General features: G+C 68.3%; 17 protein-coding genes. 10 read left to right on the top strand and 7 right to left on the bottom strand.

Going from position 1 to position 16,520, the window contains the following annotated elements; translation table 11 throughout:
• The first annotated feature begins 232 nt into the window (after positions 1-232).
• From DB354_RS16280 to DB354_RS16270, 3 genes are all read left to right on the top strand, one after another.
• Entirely contained in the window at positions 233-1,384 is a 1,152-nt protein-coding gene (locus tag DB354_RS16280; RefSeq protein ID WP_107836705.1) for a PatB family C-S lyase, read from the top strand.
• A gap of 114 nt (positions 1,385-1,498) precedes the next feature.
• Positions 1,499-2,605 (top strand): tRNA dihydrouridine synthase DusB, encoded by a 1,107-nt coding sequence (gene dusB, locus DB354_RS16275; RefSeq protein ID WP_107836704.1) that lies wholly within the window; start codon positions 1,499-1,501, stop codon positions 2,603-2,605.
• 372 nt (positions 2,606-2,977) lie between these two features.
• Complete coding sequence (locus tag DB354_RS16270) at positions 2,978-3,652, top strand: MarC family NAAT transporter (protein ID WP_107836703.1); 675 nt, start codon at positions 2,978-2,980, stop codon at positions 3,650-3,652.
• Between the two features lie 74 nt (positions 3,653-3,726).
• Here DB354_RS16270 and DB354_RS22070 read toward each other — a convergent pair whose 3' ends face one another.
• Positions 3,727-4,866: a hypothetical protein gene (locus DB354_RS22070; protein WP_146180290.1), complete on the bottom strand. Its 1,140-nt coding sequence runs from the start codon at positions 4,864-4,866 to the stop codon at positions 3,727-3,729.
• A 582-nt stretch (positions 4,867-5,448) separates the two neighbouring features.
• Between DB354_RS22070 and DB354_RS16250 the strand changes: the two genes are divergently transcribed.
• Positions 5,449-5,712, top strand: a complete 264-nt coding sequence (locus DB354_RS16250; protein ID WP_107836699.1) for a hypothetical protein — start codon at positions 5,449-5,451, stop codon at positions 5,710-5,712.
• Between the two features lie 92 nt (positions 5,713-5,804).
• The gene (rarD, locus tag DB354_RS16245; protein ID WP_107836698.1) at positions 5,805-6,722 is read left to right on the top strand and encodes an EamA family transporter RarD; all 918 of its coding nucleotides are present in this window, start codon (positions 5,805-5,807) and stop codon (positions 6,720-6,722) included.
• Here rarD and DB354_RS16240 read toward each other — a convergent pair whose 3' ends face one another.
• The 6 genes from DB354_RS16240 to DB354_RS16215 form a co-directional block, all read right to left on the bottom strand.
• Entirely contained in the window at positions 6,723-7,244 is a 522-nt protein-coding gene (locus DB354_RS16240) for an FKBP-type peptidyl-prolyl cis-trans isomerase (RefSeq protein ID WP_146180289.1), read from the bottom strand.
• 229 nt (positions 7,245-7,473) lie between these two features.
• Entirely contained in the window at positions 7,474-8,073 is a 600-nt protein-coding gene (locus tag DB354_RS16235) for a uracil-DNA glycosylase family protein (protein ID WP_107837075.1), read from the bottom strand.
• 137 nt (positions 8,074-8,210) lie between these two features.
• A complete protein-coding gene (locus DB354_RS16230) occupies positions 8,211-9,644 on the bottom strand; it encodes a DEAD/DEAH box helicase (protein ID WP_107836696.1) in 1,434 nt (477 codons plus the stop codon).
• Between the two features lie 202 nt (positions 9,645-9,846).
• A complete protein-coding gene (locus DB354_RS16225; RefSeq protein ID WP_107836695.1) occupies positions 9,847-10,212 on the bottom strand; it encodes an RNA-binding protein in 366 nt (121 codons plus the stop codon).
• 479 nt (positions 10,213-10,691) lie between these two features.
• Positions 10,692-11,084 (bottom strand): RNA-binding S4 domain-containing protein, encoded by a 393-nt coding sequence (locus tag DB354_RS16220; protein ID WP_107836694.1) that lies wholly within the window; start codon positions 11,082-11,084, stop codon positions 10,692-10,694.
• A 58-nt stretch (positions 11,085-11,142) separates the two neighbouring features.
• On the bottom strand, positions 11,143-11,673 hold the full coding sequence (locus tag DB354_RS16215) for a DUF3016 domain-containing protein (RefSeq protein ID WP_158277572.1): 531 nt from the start codon (positions 11,671-11,673) through the stop codon (positions 11,143-11,145).
• Between the two features lie 158 nt (positions 11,674-11,831).
• Here DB354_RS16215 and DB354_RS16210 point away from each other — a divergent pair, with 158 nt between their 5' ends.
• The 5 genes from DB354_RS16210 to DB354_RS16195 all read left to right on the top strand — a co-directional run bounded on the left by DB354_RS16210 (position 11,832) and on the right by DB354_RS16195 (position 16,455).
• On the top strand, positions 11,832-12,110 hold the full coding sequence (locus DB354_RS16210; protein WP_107836692.1) for a hypothetical protein: 279 nt from the start codon (positions 11,832-11,834) through the stop codon (positions 12,108-12,110).
• A gap of 110 nt (positions 12,111-12,220) precedes the next feature.
• Positions 12,221-12,676, top strand: a complete 456-nt coding sequence (locus DB354_RS22540) for a DUF5069 domain-containing protein (protein WP_199226872.1) — start codon at positions 12,221-12,223, stop codon at positions 12,674-12,676.
• Complete coding sequence (locus DB354_RS22535) at positions 12,676-13,230, top strand: gluconokinase (protein ID WP_199226871.1); 555 nt, start codon at positions 12,676-12,678, stop codon at positions 13,228-13,230. Before DB354_RS22540 ends, DB354_RS22535 begins: the two co-directional genes overlap by 1 nt.
• Complete coding sequence (locus DB354_RS16200; RefSeq protein WP_107836691.1) at positions 13,227-15,695, top strand: penicillin acylase family protein; 2,469 nt, start codon at positions 13,227-13,229, stop codon at positions 15,693-15,695. Before DB354_RS22535 ends, DB354_RS16200 begins: the two co-directional genes overlap by 4 nt.
• Positions 15,586-16,455 carry a nucleoside 2-deoxyribosyltransferase gene (locus DB354_RS16195; RefSeq protein WP_343205587.1) on the top strand — a complete coding sequence of 290 codons (870 nt, stop codon included), beginning with the start codon at positions 15,586-15,588 and terminating at the stop codon, positions 16,453-16,455. The genes DB354_RS16200 and DB354_RS16195 overlap by 110 nt, the downstream gene beginning before the upstream one ends.
• Positions 16,456-16,520 lie beyond the last annotated feature (65 nt).

Genomic DNA, 16,520 nt, shown 5'->3' with positions numbered 1-16,520 from the left:
TTGGTTGCGATGAATGCCCCCGTGATTGCATGCCGCGGACCAGCGCCGCGCGCGCGCCAACCCGCGCTGCCACCGCAACTTGGCGACATGACCCCACCCGGCCCCTGGGAAAAAACGCCCCACCGCGCCGTCACACCGCGCAAGAATTTCCCAGCACTGGCGGCGATGACGCGCCAGGCCAAAAAACTCCGTGCCCTGGGCGCGAATGTTGGTTCACTGGACGACCCACCGCATGACTTTCGATTTCGAGACGCCGATCAACCGGCACGGCACTGATTCACAGAAGTGGCAGAAGTACGCGGGGCGTGACGTCCTGCCGATGTGGGTGGCGGACATGGACTTTGTCTCGCCGCCCGCGATCCTCGAGGCCCTGCACCGGCGCGTGGACCACGGCGTCTTCGGGTACGCGCGCCCCACGGACTCCACGGTGACCGCGGTCGTGCAGGGGCTCGCGCAACGCTACGGCTGGGCGATCGACCCGGCGTGGCTCGTGTGGCTGCCCGGACTCGTGGTCGGCCTGAACGTCACCGCCCAGGCCTTTGCCGCCCCGGGCGACGAGGTGCTCTCGCTGAGCCCCGTATACCCTCCGTTCATGACCGCGCCCAAGAACAGCGGGCGCGTCTCCGTGACCGTCCCCTGGGCCGGCCGCACCAGCCGCTGGGAGATCGACTGGGAGCAGCTCGAGGCCGCCGTCACGCCGCGCACGAAGCTCTTCTTCCTCTGCAACCCGCACAACCCGCTCGCCCGGGTCTGGCGGCGGGACGAACTCCTCCGGCTCGCCGACTTCTGCGCGCGGCACAACCTGGTGCTCTGCTCGGACGAGATTCACTGCGATCTGATTCTCGACCCCCAGTTGCCCCACGTGCCGACCGCATCGCTGGGCGCCGACATTGCCGCGCGCACCATCACGCTGATGGCGCCGAGCAAGACGTACAACGTGCCGGGACTCGGCACCTCCTTCGCCGTCATCCCCGACTCAGCGCTCCGCGCGCAGTTCGTCCGCGCCACCGCCGGGATCGTGGCCGAGGTCACCACGCTCGGCTTCACGGCCTGCGAGGCGGCGTACAGCCATTGCGAACCGTGGCGGCAGGCCCTCCTCGCCACGCTGCGCGGCAACCGTGATTTTCTCCTCGAGTTTCTCGCCCGCGAAATGCCTGCGATCCGCGTCGATGCCCCCATCGAGGCCACCTACCTCGCCTGGCTCAACGTGAGCGCACTCGGCCTGCCGGACCCGGTCGCCCATTTCGAGCAGCACGGCGTCGGCCTCAGCGACGGCGCCTTCTTCGGTGCCCCGCGCGGCTCCCACCTGCGCCTGAATTTCGGCTGCCCGCGCTCGGTCCTCGCTGAAGCGCTACGGCGGATGAAGCAGGGGCTCCGCGGCTGACGCCGCCCGTCCGCGGGGACGCGACCACCACCCTTATCCGCCGCCCGGACGCAGCACCGCGCCGCGCCGAAATCGGATTGGACGTCGGCGCAGCGATGCCCGACCTTCGGCCCGATGCGCCTGGGGCCCTACGAGCTCTCCTCGAACCTGTTCCTGTCTCCACTGGCTGGTTACACCAACCTGCCGATGCGGTTGACCGTGCGCGAACTCGGCGGGCTCGGCTGGGCCACCACTGATCTCGTCAACGCCCGCTCGCTCATCGAGCGCAACCGCGGCGCCATGCGCCTCGTCGCCACCGCGCCCCAGGACCAGCCGCTCGCGATCCAGCTCTTCGGCGGCGTGCCCGAGGAGATGCGCGATGCCGCCATCATCTGCCAGGAACTCGGCGCCCAGTCGGTCGACATCAACATGGGCTGCCCCGTCCCAAAAGTCGTCCGCGTCGGCGGCGGCTCGGCCATGATGACCGAACTCGACAAGACCGCGGCCCTCGTGCGCGGCATGGTCGCGGCGGTGAAGATTCCCGTGACCGCCAAGATGCGGCTCGGCTGGGACGACCAGAACCTCACCGCGCCGGACCTCGTCCGCGTGCTCGAGAACGCCGGCATCGCCGCGGTGTTCGTGCACGGCCGCACGCGGGCGCAGGGTTTCTCCGGCCGCGTGAATCTCGCGGGCATTCGGCAGGTCGTCGCCGCCGCGCGCCACATCCCGGTGATCGGCAACGGTGACGTCACCACGCCCGAGGCCGCGCGCGAGATGATCACCCAGACCGGCTGCGCCGGCGTGAGCATCGGCCGCGGCGCCTTCTACGACCCGTGGATCTTCCGGCGTACCCACCGCCTCCTCACGACGGGCGAACTGTTGCCCGAACCGGAGTTCGCCGAGCGCATCCACGTCCTCCGGCGCCACTTCGAACGTTACGTGGAGTTCTACGGCGAGGAACATGGCGCCCGGCTGTTCCGCCGGGTGGCCCCGTGGTACGCCAAGCGCTTCGGCCCGGCGAAACCCTTCAAGCGCCGGATCATCACCATCACCTCGCGCGCGGACTTCGAGGCCGCCATCGCCGAGTACCTCGAGTGGCGCGCCCAGTTTTGCGACGCCAGCGGCCGGCTCGACGTGCGCTATGCGCCCGCCCCGCTCGTAGCGTCATTCATGCGCCCGGAGAGCGAAGATGGCGAACGCGACGCCATCCCCGTCCCCAAGGGCCCGGTCGAGCTCTGGTAGCGCCGAGCCGGCCGCTGCCTTCCCCCGGGAGTCGGAAGCCAGCGCATGCTGCCCCAGCCCGCAGTTCGGCGACCGGGCGAGTATCCGGACATTATCGCGGAGTATCCGGACATTATTCGGAGTATCTGGACATTATCCCGTTAGTCGTTGATGCGACGTCGATAATAATTGCACCGCTCGTCCCCTCCGGCTCCTTCCGAGCGCCTCCTGGTCGCGTTGCAGCGGCTGGCTTCGCCCTGGCCGCTGATGGTCGGCCGCCCCGGAGTCGCCCATCCCCCAAAAGCAGCAAAGCCGCCCGCGGTTTGAAATTGGTGTCCACTCGGATCCTTTGGCCGGGTACGCTGCCGCTTCGCTTCGCCGTTCTCTCCGCGTATGCAGAACTTCCGCCACTTTTGGGAACTCACCCTGGGCACCGTCATCGCCCTGCTTCCGCTGATCAACCCGCTCGCCTCTGCCCCCACGTTCCTGGCGATCACGGAAGGCGACACGCCGCAACGGCGGCACCAGCAGCTCCGCGCGGCGTGCCTCTACATGGTCGCCATCCTCGTGGCTTTCCTGGTTGGCGGCACGTTCATCATGGGCTTCTTCGGCATCTCCATTCCGGGCCTGCGCATCGCCGGCGGCCTGCTGGTTGCAGGCATCGGCTCCGGCCTGCTGATGGGCCCCGGCGGTGACCTCACCAACGACGCCCGCGACGAGGCGAAGGCGAAACGTGACGTCTCGTTCTCGCCCCTCGCGATGCCGCTGTTCGCCGGCCCCGGCTCGATCGCCATGACCATCGGCTTCACCTCGCTCGCCACCGCGTGGACCGACTACGTCGCGATCATCCTCGGGATCGTGATCGTCGCGATCATTTCCTACATCACGCTCCGGCTCGCCGACCGCGTCGTGAAGATCGTCGGCGTGAACGGGATGCAGGCGCTCTCGAAGATCATGGGCTTCCTGATCCTGTGCATCGGCATCCAGTTCGTCGTGAACGGCGTGCTCGGCATCCTCACGGACAAGGAAGTCATCGGCGCCATTCGCGCCGCGTTCCAGGGCCGTTGAGCTGCCGACACCGCGCGCGCGGTGATCCGCTCGGCATCACCGCGCCCAGGTGCGCCGCCGCTCCACCCACGCCTTCAGTACCGGCGCGCGAGCGTCGCACCGGAGCGATCCTTGAAGATGAGCTGATTGTCGCGGACGCCGTCGAAGATGATGCCGAGACCGGCGTCGACGGTCTCGCCGACGCGCACGAGCTTGCCGTTGATGAGGGCCTTCGGCGACGAGCCGCCAATCACCCCGGACACGCGGGCGTTGGCCACAAAAGTGCGGAAGGCCGCATTCGCCCCGCTCACTTCCCCTGGACGCGAGGCGGACACGCCCTCTCCGAGTTCGGTCACCGTCGGCGTGACGTTTGTGACCGTCGCGGGCCGCTTGGTGGACGCGGCGGGCGCGGATGAAGCGGTGGAGGCCGGCGCGGGAGGCGGCGTGGCCGCGGGTGCGACGGTGGTCGGACTCGGCACCGGGGCGTCACTCGTCACGATGGCATTGGTGCCCTGGGCGCGGCCCGCCTGCGTGTTGACGACCGCCTGCGCCCTGTTGACGGCCTGGGCTGGCGCGTGAGCGAGGGCGTTGAGCGTCGCGGAAGGTGTCGGAGCCGAGGCCGTCGGCGTCGGCGCGGGCACAGGGGCGGGCGTCGACGGCGGTGATTTCGTCGCCGGGGCGGGCGAAGGGGCGGGCTTGGCCTTCGCCGGCACAGGTCGGGCCGCTGGCAATGAATCTGCGGGGAAGACGGTGAACCAAACGATCGCGCCAAGCACGACGACGAGCGCCCCGGCACCAAGGCCGAGCATCAGCTTGAGCCGGGGCGGTTTCGCGCGGGTGGGTCTGCGCGCGAGCGCGGCCGGAGGCGGTGCGTCAACGATCAGCTCTTGCGGCTTCTTCAGCTTGATGTGGGGAATTGGCTTCGGCGCGGGGGCCGTCGCCCCGGCTGCCGGGGCGACGACCGGAAAACTCGGTGGCTTCCCCGCCTCACTGCCCGGCCCGGCAACCACCGGCTTCGGCAGCGGCGGCGGCGGCACGACGGCAGGGATCGGCTCGGCCACTGCCGGAGGAGGAGGCAGGATGACCGCGGGCGGGAGCGCGCCGATGACCGCGGGGGGCGGAGTGACGCCGGGCGCCTTGGGCTTGAGCTTGAATTTCGGCGCGTCCGCCGACTCATCGCCGCCGGGCGTCGAGGCGGCATTGGCATCGGAGGGCGGGAGGGTCGGTGCGGGCACCGGAGGAATCGGGTCGGAACGAAAAAGGACGGGCGGCGGCACACTGGATGCCGCCGACGGTACCGGCGCCACGGGTGGAATCGTTGCCGTGGGCGGAATCGTCGCGGCGGGGGAAATCGTTGCTGGAACGACCTCGGTCGGCGGGATCGTCGCGGGAGGAGGAGGCTCGTGGGCGGATGGCGCGGCGGCGGCAGGCTCAGCCGCGGGACCGGTCTCTGCCACCAAGCGCGGCTTCAGGCGAATGCGGGGCGCAGGGTCGGCGACGGTCGGCGGAATCGTTGCCACCGGCTCTGCCACGGGCGGCGGCGAAGGCGGGGTCGGCGGAATCGTCGCGGCGGGCTCGGAGGGGGCCGCGGCCGGGTCCGGCTGCGATTGAAGGCGGGGCTTCAGGCGAAGCGATGGCATCGGCGCGGGCTCGTCGCTCATGGGGGTCGATCAAACGCGTTTCGCCAGGCAGCGCGAAACCAAAAACACGCTAAAATCCCGCGCGTCATCCCCGCTCGTCTCCCGGGTCCCGTCCGTCGCCACGGAACTAAAGTTTCGCTCGCCGTTCGGAGCATGGGTCCTAACTTGCTTCAACCGATGACCAAACGCCTGATCCTCTGCCTGCTGACGATCGCGGTCCTCTCCTCCACGGGCTGCATGTTCTTCCGCAAATCCTCCAAGGGAAAGAAGCCGAAGGAGAATGCCGCCATCGCGACGCAGACCGAGCTCGAGTTCCGGGACCGCTGGATCGCCCGCCGGGTGAGCGACTTGGCCGCCCAGGGCGTCACCGGCGCCGCCGCCGAACAGCAGGCCCGGCAGGAGTTTCACGAGAAGTTCAGCTTCGCCGACAAGCTCAAGTAACCCGCCCCGGCTGGGCTTAGCAGCCCGCCGCGACCACCGGCACAGCCGGCCCGCGCATTGACGCCAGCCGGCCGGTCGCACGGATTCATCCCGTGCCTCCCGCACCTCCCACACCCGCCGCCTCACGCGGCGCCTTCGCCGCCATTGCCTGCTACCTGCTCTGGGGTCTCGTGCCCCTGTACTGGAAGCAGTTGGCGGACATCAACGCCCTCGAGCTCATCGCGCACCGGCATGTCTGGTCGCTCGTGTTTGTCCTCGGTCTCGTGCTGCTGCAGGGCGGTTTGCGCGACGTGCGCGCCGCGCTTTCGGGTCCGCGCGCCTTCCTCATCAACTTCGTCAGCGCGACGCTCCTGACCGGCAACTGGCTGGTTTATGTCTGGGGCGTGAACACCGGCCATGTCGTCGAGGCGAGTCTCGGCTACTTCCTGGTGCCGCTAGTCAATGTCGCGACCGGCCGCTTCCTCCTGCACGAGCACCTGCGCCGCGCGCAGTGGATTTCCATCACCTGCGCCGCGTTCGGCGTCGCGCTGCTGGTGTATCAGCTCGGCCGGCCGCCGTGGATCGCGCTGGCGCTCGCCGCCACCTGGGGCGGCTACAGCCTCATGCGCAAGCAGTCGCCGCTGGGCGCGCTCACCGGTCTGACGGTCGAGACGCTGCTGCTGGCGCCTTTCGCCATCGCGCTGCTCCTGTGGTGGCACCACACCGGCGTCGGCGCGCTCGGGCGCGTGGGCCTCGGCCGCAGCCTGCTCGTGGTCAGCGCGGGCGTCATCACCGCGGTCCCGCTGATCCTGTTCGCGTATGGGGCGCGGCGGATACGGCTGTCGACGCTTGGGCTGCTGCAATACATCACCCCGAGCGTGCAGTTCGTGCTCGGCGTGTGGGTGTACCACGAGCCGTTCCCGCACGAACGCGTGCTCTGCTTCGGCTTCATCTGGGCCGGCCTGGCCCTCTACACGGCCGACAGCATCTGGACCCAGCGCAAGCGGGTCGCCGCGCTCGGCCGCGATTGATCAACCCTTCCGCTTCCGCTTGGGCTCCGGCGGGGGCGGGATGTTGGAAGCGGTGCGCTCGATCTCGAGAATCTCCATCTCGAACACCAGCGTCGACGCGCGCGGAATATCCGGCGGCTGGCCACGGGTGCCGTAGGCAAGTTCCGGCGGAATGATCACGAGCCATTTGTCGCCCTTCCGCATCAGCTGCAGGATCTGGTCCCAGCCCTCGATCACCTCGTTGCGGCGCACCCGCACCATGAACGGGCGCTCCTTGCTGTTGTTCTGGTCGAAGATCTTTCCGCGCAGGAGCCGGCCGACGTAATTGACGCTGACCTTGTCGCCCGGCCGCGCCGGCTCGCCCTGGCCTTCACCGCGCATGACCACATAGCGGATCCCGGTCGTCGTCTTCTTGGCGTCGGGCCAATTCTGTTCGACGTATTCCAGGTCCTCCGGAGGCAGCTTCTCGCGCTGCGCGAAGGCCGGGGACACCGCGAGCATGGTCAGCGAGAGTCCAAAAAGGAGTTTAGCCAGAGATTTCACGGTGAGCACGGTGGAGAAAGTCGCCGGGAGCGAACACAGAAGCCCCCGCAAGAACAAGAGCGAAGAAGGCCGCGGCTGTCCGCCGCGGCCGAGTGAGAGTGAAAGTGAGGGTGAAAGTGCTCACGCCGATGCTCACGCCTCAACGCCATCGCCATCCCGACGCCAAATTCTCCCCAGCCATTCCGCCCCACCTTCAGGCTCACTTTCACTCTCACTCCTGCGCTCACTTTCACTCCCGAATTTCCTTCGCGAGCAGCGCAAGCGCTTGGACGAGCAGGGTTTTCCCGGGCTCGGTGCGATGCCAGGTCGAGGCGCCGGAGGGATGGGGCAGCGGGATGCAGTTCGCCAGGTGACCGCGGTACTCGACCGGGAACTTGCGACCAATGGTCTCCACGAGCGGACGCTCGCCCAGGAACTGCGCGATCGCGAGCTTGCCCACGGGCAGCACGAGTTTCGGCCGCAACAGCTCGAACTCGCGCTCAAGCCAGTGGGAGCACGCCGCGATCTCCTCTGGCGCCGGTACGCGGTCGCCCCCTTCGGGCCGCTTGCCCGGGAAACACCGGCACACCGCCGCGAAATAGATCCGGTCGCGCGCCTCGTCTTCCGTCCAGCCCAGCGCCGCCTCAAACCACTTGAAGAGCGTCTTCCCCGCCGTCCACGCAAACGGCCGGCCGAGCACCGGCTCCTTGTCGCCCGGCGCCTGCCCGACCAGCAGCACGCGGCTCGCCACCGGACGACCATGCACCGGCGGCCGCACCATGCGGGGACACCGCTCGCACGCGCGCAGCGCGGCGAAGTGGCGTTCGAGGGCGGAGCGGGAGACCGGCATGGCCGGCCATTGCAGGGCCGTGGCGTCGCCGAGTCCACCCCGGCGACAGGGCACTGCCGCAAGCTGCTCGCCGGGAAAAACAAAGCCGGCGAACGCGTGCGCGCCGCCGGCCGGAAATGAGGCGAATCAGGCGTCGCTTAGCGACGGCCGCGCCAGAGATGGAAGAACCGGCGCTTGGGTTCGGCTGCCTGGCCGCCCGCCGGGGCTGCCGCCGGGGCGGAACCCGAAGCCCGCGGCTGGTCGCCGCCGCGAGGCGTCGAATCGCCAGCGGAACGTGAGTTCGCTCCGCGTGAGTCCGCGTGACCACCGCCACGCTGCCCGCCGCCACCGCCACGCTGGCCACCGCGCGGTTCCTGGCGGGACGAACCGTTGCGGCCGCCACGCGAGAAGCCGCCGCGCTGCCCCTGCTGGCCGCGCTGCGGCTTCGGCCGCGGCGCGCCCATCGGCTGATACGCAAAGCCTTCGAGCTGCAGCTCCGGGATCTTCGCCCCGATAAACCGCTCGATGTCGCGCACGTCGGACGCATTCTCCGGCGTGACGATCGTGAACGCGTCGCCCACAGCCTGCGCCCGGCCGGTGCGGCCAATCCGGTGCACGTAATCCTCGGGGTTCTCCGGCACGTCGTAGTTGATGACATGGGACACGCCCGCGACGTCGATGCCGCGCGCCGCGATGTCGGTCGCGACCATGATCGCGTACTTGCCGCTCTTGAACCCGGCAAGCGCCTCGATGCGCTGGTTCTGGGACCGGTTGGCATGCAGCACGGCGACGCTGTGCTGGTGCTTGAGCCGGCGCGCGATGCGGTCGGCCCCGTGTTTCGTGCGCGAGAAGATCAGCACGCTGTCGAAGTCGGTGCGGGCGAGCAGCGCCTCGAGCAGTTCAAACTTCTGCTCGTAGGCCACCGGGTACAGCGCATGGCTCACGGACTTCGTGATCGAGCGGTTCACGCCGATCTCGACGCGCGTCGGGTGGCGTAGTGCAAAAGATGCGACGGCCGCGATCTCCGGGGGCACGGTGGCCGAGAAGAACAGCGTCTGGCGCTCCTTTGGGCAGCGCGCGATGATGTCCTTCACCACCGGGAGGAATCCCATGTCGAGCATGCGATCGACCTCGTCGAGGACGAGGATCTGCACGTCGCGCAGCGAAAGCGCGCCCTCCTTGAGGAAGTCCACCAGCCGGCCGGGCGTGGCCACGATGATGTCGACGCCGCGCCGCAGCTCGGACCGTTGGTGGCCATAGCCGACGCCGCCGAATACGGCGAGCGGGCGCAAATCGGAGAAGCGGGCGAAATCGCGAAACGCGGTTTCAACCTGCGCCGCGAGTTCCCGCGTGGGCTCGAGCACGAGCACGCGGGGCCCGGAACGGCCGGCCATGGAAGCGCCGAGCCGCGTCAGGATCGGCAGCGCAAACGCCGCCGTCTTGCCGGTGCCGGTCTGGGCCGAGCCGATGAGGTCGCCACCGCCGAGCACGACGGGAATCGCGCGCGTCTGGATCGGCGTGGGTTCAGCGTAGCCCGCGGCTTGGACGCCGCGGAGCACCGCTGGGGAAAGATTGAGAGCTTTGAAAGGCATGAGAAATACGCCGCGATGCGCGGCAAAAACCGGAGTCTGGGATCGAGGGAAAAAAAGAAACGCGCACGGCCAGTGATCACCACAGCCCCTGCCTCCGTTCTCGGAGCCCTTCCCTTTTGCGCAGCCTCGGGCTGCGAAAAAGAAAAGGGACGAACCCCCGAAGGGATTCGTCCCTCGAAAATGCTAGGTTAGGGACGCTGGATTAGTAGCGACGCTCGCCACGATCGCGGTCACGACCGCCACCGAAGCCACCGCGGCCACCGCCGCCGCCGCCGAAGCCACGACCGCCACCGCCGAAACCACCGGCGGGACGCTCTTCCTTCGGACGCGCTTCATTGACGGTGAGCTGACGGCCACCGAGCTCGGTGCCGTTGATCTTTTCCGCCGCGGCCTTGGCCTCTTCGGGCGTGCCCATGGTGACGAACGCGAAACCGCGCGGGCGGCCGGTCATCTTATCCATCGCGACGTAAACGTCGGTCACGCTGCCGAACTGGCCGAAATGCGCGCGCAGCTCATCCTCGGTCGTCTTGAAGGACAGGTTACCGACGTACAGTTTGGAGTTACTCATTAGTGATGTCTCGTAGATCCACCGTCTACTGGCAGTCCGTTCCCAACTTGGGTTTCGAAATCATCACTTAAGCCAAACGCTCAGCCAACGACTCACCAGAAACTGTCATCTCAACGCTTTCTCTAACGATTCGCCGAAAACGTGCAGGCGGTTTGGCTTCTGGCAAGGCAAATCTGGCTAATGCGCAGGCAAACACTCGCGCAAAAAAGCTAATGGCAGCGACTAACAAAAGACAGGCGCGCGGCATGGGTTGCATATCGCAAAAAGCCGCTCCATTTGCGCCGTTTCTAGACCGGATTAAGCAGCACGCAGATTCGCTCAAGTCGTTAATTTAGTATAGTTTACACACGCATGGCTCGGGCCTCCAATCGACTTGGGCTTATCGCGAATCAGAACCATTTCAGGGCCCCGCTCTGCCGCGGCCCAGAGCACGAAGAACACGGTTGCCCGAGCGTTCGCCCTTGGCAGCAACCGTGCCGTTACGACTCGAGCAGATGGTCGATCAAGCGCCGGTCGCGCTTGGTCGGGCGCCCACTGCCCTTCTCGCGAGCGAGAAAATGCTGCACGCGCTGCTCGCGCGCCTTTTCGAATTCTTCCGGCGGTGTGAGTTCCGTGCAGTACGTCGCCACCAGTCGCGCTCCGACCCGCGCGGGCGGCACGGCGACCACGGCAAGGGTTCGCGTCACGACGCCTTGACGCACCTTCACCTGCTCGCCTGACCGCACTTCACGCGCCGGCTTCGCCGGCTGGTCGTTGATCTCCACGCTGCCCGCACGACACGCATCGGTGGCGAGGCTTCGCGTTTTGAACACGCGAACTGCCCATAGCCACTTGTCGAGGCGGTTGGCGGAAGCGGGGGCCGGCTTGCTCAAGGATCAGAGAAGAAAGCCGGCGCCAGCCACCGCGCAACTCCTGGCCGCGTGCATGGGCTCAGGACTTCCGGATGTCCCGGAACTCGTCGCGGAACCAATCCGAGATCAGGGTCTTTTCGTGCCGCAGCGGATCATCGCGGAACACCGTCGTGATCTTCATCATGAAGGCCAGGTCGCGCAGGTCGCGCTTCCCTTCCTTCACCACCTTGCCCGTGCTGTCCGTCAGCCGGAACGACATCGTGATGCGCGGCGGATAAATGTCCTTCACCACGCGCACGTCGTCCCAGTTCGGGCCGCGCCACGGTTCGAAGTCACCCGCGAGATCGATGTCAGTCACCGAAACCGAAAGCTTGTAGCCCTCCGGCACGAAACGCTTCGCCTGTTCGACGAAGTACTCGCGAATCTGCTCGAGGGTTGCGTCGCGCGCCGACTCGGAGCCGGTGTAGCTGTCGCGCACGTCCGTAAACTTGTCGGGAGACACAAAGGCCACCTCGGCCCGCGCGTCAGGAGCCGGCGTCGCCTGACTTGCCGCCTGCATCGACGGCATGGCCGCCAACGCAGCGGCCACAAGGAGCATCGTGGGTTTCATAGTTGTCGGATGTGACGGACACTGCCCCCCAAAGGTTCCGAGGTCAAAGCAACACAACTGCGCGGCCATCAGCGGTTGTCCGCTCGGCGGCCGACGCCACGCCCTTTTCCCCGTGGCGCGTTGCCTTTGGCGCCAAAGGTTTATCTTGCCCGCGCGCCATGCTCTCCGCTCTGGTCCGTCTCTTCACCGGCTCGAGTTCTCCGGATACGGAGTGCGCCGCGTTCGTCGAGGAGGTACGCACCCGCGAACGGGAGCGTCGCAATCCTCGCGTCGAGCGCCTCATCCTCATCTGCTGGCTCCTCATCGCCCTCAAGCACGTCGCCGTGATCTGGTGCGTCCACCACTACCCGGTTCCATTCGACGCCCTCTGGGTCAACCTGCCGACCTGGCTCCTCGGCACGCTCGCCACGGTCACCTATTACGGGCGCGTCCGCTGAACGGCCACGCCCGCTCGCAAACCCACCCCGATTCCTTCCGCCTCCCTCCCGGGCCCCGGGGTTGCGGTCCCACCGAATCCATGGCATCTGGGGCCTCCTAACCTACTCCCATGTCCTACGTTCCCGGTTTGCGCAGCCCCTACACCAAAGTCGGCCGCCTCGTGTACTTCGGCCGCATGCTCGACAAGATCCGCCTGCAGGCCGCCGGCCAACTGCCGCTCGACGAATACGGCGCCAATCTCGGCAAGGGTTTCGATCTTCGTTGCTGCACTTTCCTCCAGGTCGCCTACGCCGACCTCAAGGCCCACACTCTCTCCTCCGGCGCCACCGACGAGGAGATTCTCGCCTGGGCCGAGCAGCGTGGCGGCCGCCGTCGGGACGACGAATGCGAGGTCTGGAATGGGTTCATGGCCAAACGCGGCTGGCGCGACTCCGCCGCCGACACCCTCGCCGCCCGCATCAGGGAAAGCCGCCTCGAGGGCCGTCCCATCCACACGATGTTCGACTACCTCGATTTCGACGAGGGCCGCGATCCCGTGGCCTCCCACGCCTGGACCTCCGTCTGATGGCCGTTCCGGCGGCGCGTGTGACCAGCACGACACCCACTCCTCCCTCCCCGCCCGTCCCGCCACCCGGGGTCATCCTCGTCATGGGCGTCGCAGGCAGCGGCAAGTCCACCATCGGCCGCCGACTCGCGGCCGACCTCGGCTGGTCTTTCCTCGACGCCGACGATCTCCACCCGCCCGCCAACCGCACCAAAATGCAGGCCGGCCAGCCGCTCACCGATGCCGACCGCCTCCCCTGGCTTCAGGCCCTCCGCCAGCACATCGACGCCGCCCTCGCCACGAACACCCCCGTCGTCCTCGCCTGCTCCGCCCTCCGCGAATCCTATCGCCAACTCCTCCGCACCGACGATTCGCGCGTCCGACTCGTCCACCTCACCGGCGCTCCCGCCTTGCTGCAGTCCCGCCTCGCCGGCCGCACCGGACACTTCTTTCCCGGCCACCTCCTCGACACCCAGCTCGCCACGCTTGAACCTCCGCACGGCGCCCTGACGATCGACGTCACGCCGCCACCCGCCGCCATCGTCGCCTCCGTCCGCCACGCCCTTTCCCTGTGAAACCCGCCCTCTCGAAACGTCTCCGCCTCCTCGCCAGCGCTGTCAGCGTCCTCGTTCTCCTCGCCGTCATCGCCGTCGCCTGGGTTTACAGCCGGATCCAACGCAGCCTGCCGCAACTCGACGGCTCTGCCGCCGTGCCCGGTCTCACCGCCGCCGTCAGCGTCGAGCGCGACGCGCTGGGCGTACCCACGATCCGGGGACAAACCCGCGCCGACGTCGCCCGCGCCCTCGGCTTTGTCCACGCCCAGGATCGGTTCTTCCAGATGGACGTCTGGCGGCGCCTCGCCGCCGGCGAACTCTCCGAGTTGTTTGGCGAACGCACCCTCCCCACCGACAAGGCCATGCGGCAGCACGGGTTTCGCCGCCTTACCCGGCAGACCGTCGCCGCCCTCCCCCCCGAACACCGCGCGCTGCTCGAAGCCTATGCCGAGGGCGTCAACGCCGGCCTCGCCGCCCTCCGCGAACCGCCCTTCGAGTATGTCATCTCCCGCGCCACCCCCGCGCCCTGGCGCCCCGAAGACACCATGCTCGTCAACGCCGCCATGATCATCGATCTGCAGGACGGCACGGGTCGCTACGAACGCACGCTGATGACGCTCCGCAACGTCATGGGGGCCTCCGGCCTCGCCTTCTTCGCCCCGCTCCAGACGTCCGCCGACGCCGCCCTCGACGGCTCCCGCGGCGCCGTCGCTCCCATCCCGGGCCCGCACGTCGTCGACGTCCGCGGCAAGTCCATCACGCAGCTCGCGCTGCCCGCGCCCGCCGCCCTCGCGGCCACGAACCGCCACGCCGGCGAGCCGTTCGACCTTCTCGCGCGCGACCCCGAGCAGAAGCAGGGATCCAACGCGCTCGCCCTCGCCGGCACTCACACCGCCAATGGCGCCGCGCTCCTCGCGAGCGACATGCATCTGACCCTCTCCGTCCCCAACACCTGGTATCGCGCCTCCTTCGAGTTCGGCGGCCGCAAGATCACCGGCGTCACGCTCCCCGGCACGCCGCTCATGATCGCCGGCAGCAACGGTCGCGTCGCCTGGAGCTTCACCAACGCCTACGCCGACACCGGCGATATCATCGTCGTCGACACCAACGCCGTCCACCCGCGCCTCTACCGCGCCCCCGGCCACGCCGATCTGCTCGAAATCGAGTCCCGCGAGGAAACCATCGCCGTCAAGGGCGCCAAGACCGAGAAGGTCACCATCGACTGGACCATCTGGGGCCCCGTCGTCGACCACGACGACACCGGCCGTCCGCTCGTGTATCTGTGGACCGGACACGATCCCGCCGCGATGAACCTCGACCTCCTGCTCATGGAGGACGCCACCGACGTCTCCGCTGCCGTCGCCATCGCCCACCGCGCCGGCCTGCCCCCCCAGAACCTCGTCGCCGCCGACGCCGCCGGCGACATCGCGTGGACCATCGCCGGCCGCCTCCCGCGCCGCGCCGGTTACGATGGCCGCCTGCCCGTCTCCTTCCAGTACGGCGATCGCAGCTGGGAGGGCTACACGCCCGCGGATCAAATCCCCGTCATCACCTCCCGCCTCACCGGGCACGGCGCGGAACAGGCCGCGCCCGACGGCCGCATCTGGTCCGGCAACCAGCGCATGCTCGGCGGCGACGCCCTCAAGGTTCTCGGCGACGCCGCCTACGCCCGCCCCGCGCGCGCCGCCCAACTCCGCGACGATCTTGCCCGCCTGCAGCAGGCCACCCCGCGCGACCTGCTCGCCATCCAGCTCGACGACCGCGCCTTGTTCCTCGAGCGCTGGCACAAGCTCCTCATGGCCACCCTCACCCCCGCAGCGATCGCCGAGAAGGACGTGCGCGGCGCGCTGCGCGGCTACGCCGAGAAATGGGAGGGCCGCGCCAGCGTCGACGCGATCAGCTACTCGATCGTCCGTCTCTTCCGCGTCGCCGTCTACACCCACGTCTTCACCCCGGCCTTCGCCGCGTGCACCTCCGCCAACAAGGACTTCCGGTGGAACTCGCTCCTGCTTGAGGACGCCGTCTGGCGCATCCTCGAGGAGAAACCCGCCCACCTTCTCGACCCCAAATATCCGTCGTGGGACGCACTCCTCGTGGCGGCCGTCGATGACACGATCACGGAACTGAACCGCGCCGAGGTGCGCCTGCCGCACGCCACCTGGGGCCTCCGCAATCGCGCCGAGATCCGCCACCCGTTCAGCTACACGCTGCCCTGGTTCCTCCGCTCAAAGCTCGACATGCCCGCCGACCCGCAGCCGGGCGACATCGACATGCCGCGCGTCCAGCGCCCCAAGCACGGTGCCAGCGAGCGCTTCGTGGTCGCCCCGGGCCACGAGGCCGAGGGCATCTTCCACATGCCGTGCGGCCAGAGCGGCCATCCGCTTTCGCCTTTCTACCGCGCCGGCCACGAGGCCTGGGCCCGCGGCGAACCCACCCCCTTCCTCCCCGGCCCGACCGCTCACACGCTCACCCTCACCCCACCCTGAAGCTCGACCTTTCCGTCTCACCCCCCTCCGTCCCACTCTCACTCTCACTTTTACTTCCTCCACTTTCACTCTGAAAGCCACCCGCCCCAGCTACACGGTCTATCTCGGCGGCGAGATGTTCGACCTCAAGCACCTCATCGGCAACGCCTGGCTCGCCGAGGCCATCTACGAGAAGTCGCACGGGCGTTTTCGCTGCCTGCTGCCCCAGGACCTCGTGCCGCCCGGCCGCGGCTCGCGTTCGATCCGCGACCAACTGCTCCGCGCCCTCGTCGCCTGCGATCTCGCCGTGTTCTGCTTCGACGGTTCCGACCTCGATAGCGGCACCGTCGTCGAGTTCATGATGGCGAAATTTGCCGACATCCCGGCCGTCCTCGTCCGCAGCGACGTCCGCCACGGGGGTGACGCCCGGTCCACCCCGTGGAACCTCATGGCGTCCGGTTTCCCGCGGACTGCGCATGTGATCGTGCCCAGCCTGCCGCTCTACCGCAGCCGCCTGCGCCATCACGGCCTCGACGACGTGCTCCGGCTCGCCGGCCAGCACGGCTCCGCCACCGCGCAGCTCGTGTGCGAGCAAACCGCCGCCCAGTGCGTCCGCGCCCTCGACCGCGTGCTGGCGACCGAGCCCACGATGCCAAAATACCTCCGGGAGGAGGCCTACCAGTGGCTCGCGCTGCTGCCCGGCCTGCGCGGCAAGCGCAAATCCCTCCGCAAGGAGTTCGAGTCCCGCCTCAAGGCCAAGGTCGAGCGGGACCTGCTCTGACGCCATCGCCGCCCCGTCGCAGGCGCCGCATTCGACGCCATGGCCCATTGCGTCGGGCAAAATGC

Source organism: Opitutus sp. ER46, from assembly GCF_003054705.1.
GTDB lineage: Bacteria > Verrucomicrobiota > Verrucomicrobiia > Opitutales > Opitutaceae > ER46.
Note: the sequence above shows the minus strand (reverse complement) of the source record. Positions and strands in the feature narration are given on the sequence as shown.

What these genes read in the sequence shown, in the direction of transcription:
- DB354_RS16280 (WP_107836705.1), top strand. Translation starts at nt 233, where the DNA reads ATGACTTTCGATTTCGAGACGCCGATCAACCGGCACGGCACTGATTCA.
- dusB (WP_107836704.1), top strand. Translation starts at nt 1,499, where the DNA reads ATGCGCCTGGGGCCCTACGAGCTCTCCTCGAACCTGTTCCTGTCTCCA.
- DB354_RS16270 (WP_107836703.1), top strand. Translation starts at nt 2,978, where the DNA reads ATGCAGAACTTCCGCCACTTTTGGGAACTCACCCTGGGCACCGTCATC.
- DB354_RS16250 (WP_107836699.1), top strand. Translation starts at nt 5,449, where the DNA reads ATGACCAAACGCCTGATCCTCTGCCTGCTGACGATCGCGGTCCTCTCC.
- DB354_RS16235 (WP_107837075.1), bottom strand. Translation starts at nt 8,073, where the DNA reads ATGCCGGTCTCCCGCTCCGCCCTCGAACGCCACTTCGCCGCGCTGCGC.
- DB354_RS16230 (WP_107836696.1), bottom strand. Translation starts at nt 9,644, where the DNA reads ATGCCTTTCAAAGCTCTCAATCTTTCCCCAGCGGTGCTCCGCGGCGTC.
- DB354_RS16225 (WP_107836695.1), bottom strand. Translation starts at nt 10,212, where the DNA reads ATGAGTAACTCCAAACTGTACGTCGGTAACCTGTCCTTCAAGACGACC.
- DB354_RS16215 (WP_158277572.1), bottom strand. Translation starts at nt 11,673, where the DNA reads ATGAAACCCACGATGCTCCTTGTGGCCGCTGCGTTGGCGGCCATGCCG.
- DB354_RS16210 (WP_107836692.1), top strand. Translation starts at nt 11,832, where the DNA reads ATGCTCTCCGCTCTGGTCCGTCTCTTCACCGGCTCGAGTTCTCCGGAT.
- DB354_RS22540 (WP_199226872.1), top strand. Translation starts at nt 12,221, where the DNA reads ATGTCCTACGTTCCCGGTTTGCGCAGCCCCTACACCAAAGTCGGCCGC.
- DB354_RS22535 (WP_199226871.1), top strand. Translation starts at nt 12,676, where the DNA reads ATGGCCGTTCCGGCGGCGCGTGTGACCAGCACGACACCCACTCCTCCC.